The organism is Larkinella punicea (assembly GCF_003334855.1).
Lineage (GTDB): Bacteria > Bacteroidota > Bacteroidia > Cytophagales > Spirosomataceae > Larkinella > Larkinella punicea.
Map to the genome: position 1 here is coordinate 85,176 of NZ_QOWE01000035.1, position 7,527 is coordinate 92,702.

The 7,527-nt window shown below is 53.1% G+C and carries 3 protein-coding genes; 2 read left to right on the forward strand and 1 reads right to left on the reverse strand.

Annotated features, from left to right (window positions below; translation table 11 throughout):
* The first annotated feature begins 111 nt into the window (after nt 1-111).
* Entirely contained in the window at nt 112-3,420 is a 3,309-nt protein-coding gene (locus DUE52_RS30225) for a PAS domain S-box protein (RefSeq protein ID WP_114409874.1), read from the forward strand.
* A gap of 37 nt (nt 3,421-3,457) precedes the next feature.
* The gene (locus DUE52_RS30230) at nt 3,458-4,549 is read left to right on the forward strand and encodes a hybrid sensor histidine kinase/response regulator (protein ID WP_114409875.1); all 1,092 of its coding nucleotides are present in this window, start codon (nt 3,458-3,460) and stop codon (nt 4,547-4,549) included.
* Between the two features lie 175 nt (nt 4,550-4,724).
* Here the strand turns inward: DUE52_RS30230 and DUE52_RS30235 are convergent, their stop codons facing one another.
* Nucleotides 4,725-7,337, reverse strand: a complete 2,613-nt coding sequence (locus DUE52_RS30235) for an ABC transporter permease (protein ID WP_222930347.1) — start codon at nt 7,335-7,337, stop codon at nt 4,725-4,727.
* Nucleotides 7,338-7,527 lie beyond the last annotated feature (190 nt).

Sequence of the window (7,527 nt, forward strand, 5' to 3'; positions counted from 1 at the left end):
GCAAGGATTACGGAAAGGGCCTGCGATCTGGCTCAATTTTTGCCGTAATCAGGTACTTACCCCTTTGTAGGCAAAGCTCCTGTTGATCTATATACGGGGTACTCAGCGTGTATGATTTTTCACAATGAAACCTTTCGGGCTCAACAATTAGAGAGCTTTCAGGAGGTTATTCCGGTTGCGGTATTGTATTGCCAGCCTGTTGTTCAAAACAACCAGGTCGCGGACTTTCGCTACATCTGGGGAAATCGTGCCGCTCTGAACATGGCCGCATTAAGTCCCGGTGAGTTTAGCCAGATGACTATGCTCCAGGTATTCCCCAGTTTCGTCGATACGGGGGTGTTCAGCCGGTATGTCCAGGCCTGGGAAACCGGCATTACCCAGCGCTTTGAACGGCAACACCCGATTGGCAACGGCGTTAAGTGGGTGGATGTGACGGTGAGCAAAAAATACGAAGGGATCATCATCACCGCCCTCGATATTACTGCATCCAAACAAGCCCAACTGGCTCTGGAGCAACAAACCCAGTTGCTGCAAACGATTGTCGAGCATTTACCGGCCGGTTTGGCGTTGTTTCACCCGGTTCGGAACGAGGCTGATGACATCACGGACTTTCGGTATGCCTTAACCAATCCCGTCAACGCCCGGACGGTGGGTCTTTCCGTTGAGCAACTGATCAACCGCAGCATACTTGATATTTTCCCTTCGGCCCGTGAACAGGGGTCCTTCGGGCGACTCGTGGACGTGTTACAAACCGGGATTCCCAAACACTACGAAGCGCATTACCAGGCCGATGGGCTGGATTTGTGGGTAGAAGGCCATCTGACCCGGATCGGCGACGGGGTGTTGCTGACGTATCTGGACAATACACCCCTGCAAAAGCAGCAGCAGGCGTTGCGGGAGCAGGCCGATCTGCTGCACCAGAAAAATGAGCAACTGCACCGGATCAATCAGGCTTTAACCCGGACAAACCAGCGCCTTCAGGGGTTTCAGGCCATTGAGCGGGCCTTACTCAACCAGAGTTTGACCGAACAGGGACCGGAAGCAGCCGCCCTTCTGCACGTCCGGGAACTGGTGCCGTGCGAGCAACTGGTGGTTTTCCGGTTTAACGAGGCAACGGGCCTGGCGCAGGCCGAAAGTTGGCTGGTTGGCAATGAAATGGCCACCCGGACGGCTTCCGGATTACCCATTCATCTGTTTAAAGTCGAACCGTTGCTGAGTGGGCAATCCTGGCTGCTGGATCACCTGCAACCGGATTTCGTAGGCATTCCACCCGAACTGAACCTGTATAAACGGGGGTTTCGGTCGCTGCTCGTTATTCCGCTGTTCAGCCAGCAGCAATACATCGGCGCTTTTGTGCTGCTGTCGCACACCCCCCGGTTTTTTACGGAAGAATACTGCCAGATTGCCGGCGAGGTGGCCAGCCAGCTAGCCATCGTTATCTACCAGCAATACCTGAATGAACGACTTCAGCAGCATACCGAACAACTTGAACAGCGGGTGGCGGAGCGGACCCGGGAACTCGGCCAACTTCTGGCATTGCAAAATGCCATTCTCAAAAATGCCGGGCAGGCCATCATCTCAACTGATACGCAGGGCGTGGTTCTGACGGCGAATCCGGCCGTTGAACAGGTGTCGGGCTACCGGGCCGACGAACTCATTGGCCGACATCCCCAGACACGGTTTGACATTTCCGAAGCCTCGGTTCCCATTCTGACCTACCAGGCCGAATTGCCCAGTGCCCCGCCTACTTTTCTGATTCAGCCGATCCTGCAGGAACAGGGCTATTTTCAGACCGAATGCCTGATTGAGGGCAAAGGGGGAAAGCGGGTTCCGGTTTTGTTGACCACCAGCACGTTGCAGAATGAAGAAGGGAAGATTACGGGGTATGTGGGCATGGCGACGGATATTTCGTTGCTCAAGGAGGCTGAAGAAAAACTGAAACAGAAAAACCGGGAGCTGAATACCTTCTTCGTGGGGGCGCTGGACATGCACTGCATCTCCGATAGCCAGGGAAACATATCGAAAATTAACCAGGCTTTTCAGGTTGCACTGGGGTATACGGAAGCCGAACTGATGGCCATTCCGTTTTTGCATTTGCTGCATCCCGACGAACAGAAGTTCGTTTTTCAACACCTGCTGACGGGCATTCTGCACCGGCCGGTTCGCAACCAGATTAACCGGTTTCGCAAAAAAGACGGTACCTACCGAATCATCGAGTGGAATGCTATTGGAATCGACAAGCTGGTGTATGGGTCGGCCCGGGACATTACCCAACGGAAACTGGCCGAAGATGCCCTGCGGGAGAGCGAACAACGGTTTCGCGAGATTGCCGAAAATGTAGATGAGGTCTTCTGGATTCACTCGGTGGAGCCGTTCAGGTTGCTGTATATCAATCCGGCGTACGAACGCGTGTTTGGGATTGTGCGCCAGAATGCGCTCAAGGATGAGCACTCTTTTCTGGACACGATTCTGGAAGAAGACCGGGCCGCAACGCTGGTCGAATTTGAAAAATACCGGCAGGGGCAGGAAGTGACGGTTCAATGCCGGGTGAAAGGCACACACCAGGCGATCCGGTGGCTTCTGATCCGGACGTTTGTCATGAAAGACAACCAGGGCATGCCGGTTCGGTATATCGGGATTGCCAACGACATCACCAGCCAGAAAGAAAAGGAACTGGTGTTGCAACAATCGCTGGCCCGCGAACAGGAACTCAGCAAGCTAAAGTCGCAGGTCGTTTCGACGGCATCGCACGAGTTCCGGACACCACTGGCCACGATCCAGACCAGTGTCGATTTGATTCATCTGTATCTGGAACAACCGCCGGAAACCGCCAAACCGGCCATCAAAAAATACCTGGAGGTGATTCAGCAGCAGGTTTTGAACTATACCGGTTTGCTCTCGGATATGCTCACCATCGGCAAAATTGAATCGGGCAAAGTGGCTTTCAATCCCCAGTGGGTCGATGTGCTGGCGTTGTGTCAGCAGATCATCGGCAGTCATTTCAGCCACCAGCCCGACGGTCGAACCGTCCGTGTTTCGCTGGTCGGGCCGTCGTCCCGCGCCTATCTGGATGAAAAACTGATGACCCACGTTTTGGTCAATTTACTGTCCAATGCCTTTAAGTTTTCAAAAGCCAACCCCGGTCTGACGATCCGGTTTGAGCAGCAGACGTTGGTCATTCAGGTCACCGATGAAGGCATCGGCATTCCGGCTAACGAACTTTCTTCTCTCTTCCAAACCTTTTTCCGGGCCAGCAATACGGCCAGCATTCAGGGCACCGGACTCGGTCTGGTGATTGCCCGTCAGTTTGTGGAGCTTCACGGGGGAACGCTCACCGTCGAAAGTCAGGAAACGGCAGGATCAACATTTACCATTAGTTTGCCCATCGAACCCATCAGTCCTTCCAGTCCACCGGCGTAATCACGGCCTGTTCATCCTACTTAAAAATCCACCCCTTATGGCTACGCGAATCGTACTGATTGAAGATGAAACCCCGATTCGGGACAATGTAACCACCTTACTGAGTCTGAAAGGCTACGACGTGGAATCGGCTCCCAATGGGCGGGAGGGCATTAGCCTGGCGATGGTATCACAGCCTGACCTCATCCTGTGCGACATCATGATGCCGGAGATGGATGGATACCAGGTGCTGGAAGCCATTCGGAGCAACCGGTCACTGGCAACGGTTCCCTTCATTTTTCTGACGGCCAAAACGGAGGAAGCCGATGTGCGCCGGGGTATGATCTCGGGGGCTGATGATTACCTGACCAAACCGTTTACGCTGGAGAGCCTGCTGCTGGCCATCGAAAGCCGTCTCCAGCGCGAGGCACTGCGGGAATCCGATCTGCAAAGCCGGTTGGGAGAACTCCGCCGGACCATCACCCGGATGTCCAATCATGAATACAATACGCCCCTGAGCGGTATTCTCGGGTTCGTTACGTTGCTGATGGAGCATTACAACGAATTCGATCAGGAAGATAGCCTGTCGATGCTGGGCATGATCAAAACCTGTGGGCTGCGGCTGAAACGTTCTCTGGACAACCTGCGGCTTATGGAAGACCTTCAGGAAAATCCGGCGTCCATCCAGTTTATCAAGGGGATGTCACGGCTGGATTCTGCTGTGGTAAATCATCACATCCGCACGGTTAATGAGCGACACGATCAGCCTATTCAATGTCAGATCGAGATGGCAGGGGCTCCGATCTCTATTTCAGAAACCGGTCTGCGGATTGTGCTGGATGAGTTGATCGACAATGCCCACAAGTTTTCGGATGGGTCAAACCCCATTCGGATCACGGGTCGCCGGGAGGGCGATTCCTACCGATTGACGATTGTAAACCGTGGACAACCGTTCAAACCGGAAGACATCGCCCGCATTGCGCCGTACGTCCAGTTCGACCGCAAAAGCTACGAACAGCAAGGCTCCGGGTTGGGCCTTGCCATCGTCAAAAAACTGCTGGAAGCAACGGGAAATGCCCTCGAAATCGAAAGCCTGCCAACGGGAGAGACGTCGGTAACGGCTGTTTTTCAGGGGGTTAATAATGGATAGGGAATGACGAACACTGAATATTGAATAACGAATAAGAAACGGCTAGAGCCACCCATCTGATCAAAATGTAATAACGAACACTGAATATTGAATAACGAAGAGGCTTCGCCGACGTCCAGCCTTCGTTATTCAATATTCAGTGTTCAATATTCGTTATTTTCTATTCCCTTGATTTTCATTCACTTCGCAGACTTTTCACCGGATTCATCAATGCCGCTTTGATGCTTTGGAAGCTGACGGTTAGCAACGCAATGCCCACCGAGAGCAAGCCGGTCAGGGCAAAAACCCACCAGTCGATGTCGATTTTGTAAGCAAAACCCTGGAGCCACCGGTTCATGGCATACCAGGCCAGGGGCGACGCGATGACGATGGCAATCAGAACCAGTTTCAGAAAATCCTGTGAGAGCAGCGTTACGATGCTGGAAACCGATGCGCCGAGTACCTTCCGAACGCCAATTTCCTTCGTGCGTTGCTCGGCCATAAAGGCGGCTAAACCAAACAGACCGAGGCAGGCGATGAAAATAGCCAATACCGCAAAAAGGGTGGATAGCGTCCCCACGACGGTTTCGCTTCTGTAGAGCTTCTCATACTCGGTATCGACAAACGAGTAGGTAAACGGAAATTTGGGGTTCAGTTTCTGGTAAAGAGCCTCGATACTGGCCAGTGCCTGTTTGGTCTGGCCGGGCTGGGTTCGGATCAGAATGTTTCCGAAAGGACGGTTCGCCAGACGAATGATGAGCGGTTTGATGGGGTCGTGCAGGGAGTTGAAATGAAAGTTTTCGATCAGGCCCACGATCTTCCCCGGTTTGTTCCAGAACGTCAGCGGCTGCCCCACCGGATCTTTGTAGCCCATGCGCCGGGCTGCGGCTTCATTGATGAGGTAATTGGTTGAATCAGTCCTGAAATCGGGTGAGAAATCGCGTCCACGAATGAATTTAACGTTCAGGGTCTTCGCAAAATCATAGCCAACGGCGGTGTTGTTGAACGAAATAACCGCACTCGGGTCTTTCCCGGTCCAACTGACGCTTTCCGTCGTGTTTCCATTGTATAACGGATTCGTCTGCATGCTCGAAACGGCCTGAATGCCGGGCGATTGAAGCAATTCCGCTTTAAACAGCATAAATTTTTGGGCGATCTCACCCTCGCTGGGAATGCTGATCAGATTCTCGCGGTCGTAGCCCAGATTTTTTGTCTGTATGTACCGGAGTTGCTGATAAATAACCACCGTTCCACTAATCAGCAGCATCGACAGCACAAACTGGAAAACCACCAGCCCACGCCGGAATAATTGCGCGCTGGCCCCAAACCGCAAGGCTCCTTTGAGAACACGCACGGGATTGAGCGACGACAGAAACAGGGCTGGATAGCTCCCGGCCACCCCGCCGGTTCCGATCAACAGCCCCACCAACGCGGCCCAGAATACCGGTTGATCGACCGGCAGGGCGAGGTGTTTCTCCGTCAGTTGGTTGAATACCGGCAAGACCAGCATCACCAGCCCAACCGCCAGCCCGAGCGAGAGCGTTGTCAACAGCATGGCTTCGCCCATAAACTGCCCGATCAGCGACGACCGTTCGGCGCCCACCACTTTCCGGACGCCGACCTCCCGCGCCCGCTTGACCGACCGCGCCGTGGCCAGATTCATGAAGTTGATGCACGCAATAAACAGCACAAAAACCGCCACGATGATAAAAAGCCGCACATAATCGATGCGTCCGCCATCGCGGTGGCCGTTTTTGAAGTTGGAATACAGGAACGCTTCCGTCTCCGGTTGCAGAAACATTTCAATGTTAAAATTCGGCCCAATGTCTTTGTTCCGGCCTTTCAGGAACGTTTTCAGCTTTGCATTTAACCGATTGGGGTCAGCATCGGCGCGGAGTTGCAGGCGGGTTCCGGGTCCATAATTGTCCCACTTGTTGAGCCAGGGTTCCCGTTTCAGGTAGCCCTCCCAGTTTAGCAGAAAATCGTACTGATCGGGCGAGTGGGCTGGCTGATTTTCGAAAACCGCCGTCACCTGGTAGTCGTTCCTGTTATCGAATCGGATGGACTTACCCAAGGCTGCCTGCGCATTACCGAAATAAATTTCGGCCAGCTTTTTCGAGATGACCAGACTCGTGGGCGAATTGAGAGCCGTTTTGACCGAACCCGCGACCAATGGGATACTATACATCGTTAACCAGTCGGTTCCGACAAAGCACCCCGACTGTCTGGCTACTTTGTCGCCCACCGATAGAACGTGGTCCTCTCCTCCGGAGAAACCGGCCGCATAAACTACCTCCGGAAACTGTTTTTTGAGTTCATCGGCCAGAATGCCGGGCGTATTATCATCGGTAACAATTTGGCCATCCGTAATTTCGTGCTCCATCACGCGGTATAAGTGAGCCGCGTTGGGATAGTGCGTTCCAATACGAAGTTCATCCTGAATCCAGAGGAAAATCAGCAGACTGGAAGCCATGCCGAGAGCCAGCCCGGCGATGTTGATGGCCGAAAAGGCTTGGTTGCGAATGAGATTTCGCAGAGAGATTTTAACATAATTCCGGATCATATCGGGATTCAGAAAAAAGGGTGAGGAATCGGCTTTTTTTGCTTTGGCCAACGGCCGCAGCAACTTTAAAACACTCAGGGCATACCGCCAGCGCGCTTTTCGCACCCCCACGGTTTCGACCCAGTAATCGTAGAGTTCCAGCAAATCACCCTGCACCTCCTCCACGGTGTTGGGATCACCCAGCCAGTCGAGCAGAGTGGAAGCCCAGCGGGGTGGATGATGGTGCGATGGCTGGGTTGGCTTCATAGTTTTAGTTAAGAGTTATGAGTTAAGAATGAAGGGTTGGCTGATGCATTTTTAATTCATAACCAGTACTGTACGAAGGATTGGTTTAACTCCTTCGGGCTTGGTGTGCTAAGTATTTTCTGAGTAGCTCAACGCCGTTGGGTAAGTCGAGGACTTCCAGAATGACGTTGGCTTGTAGTTCTTTGAAAAA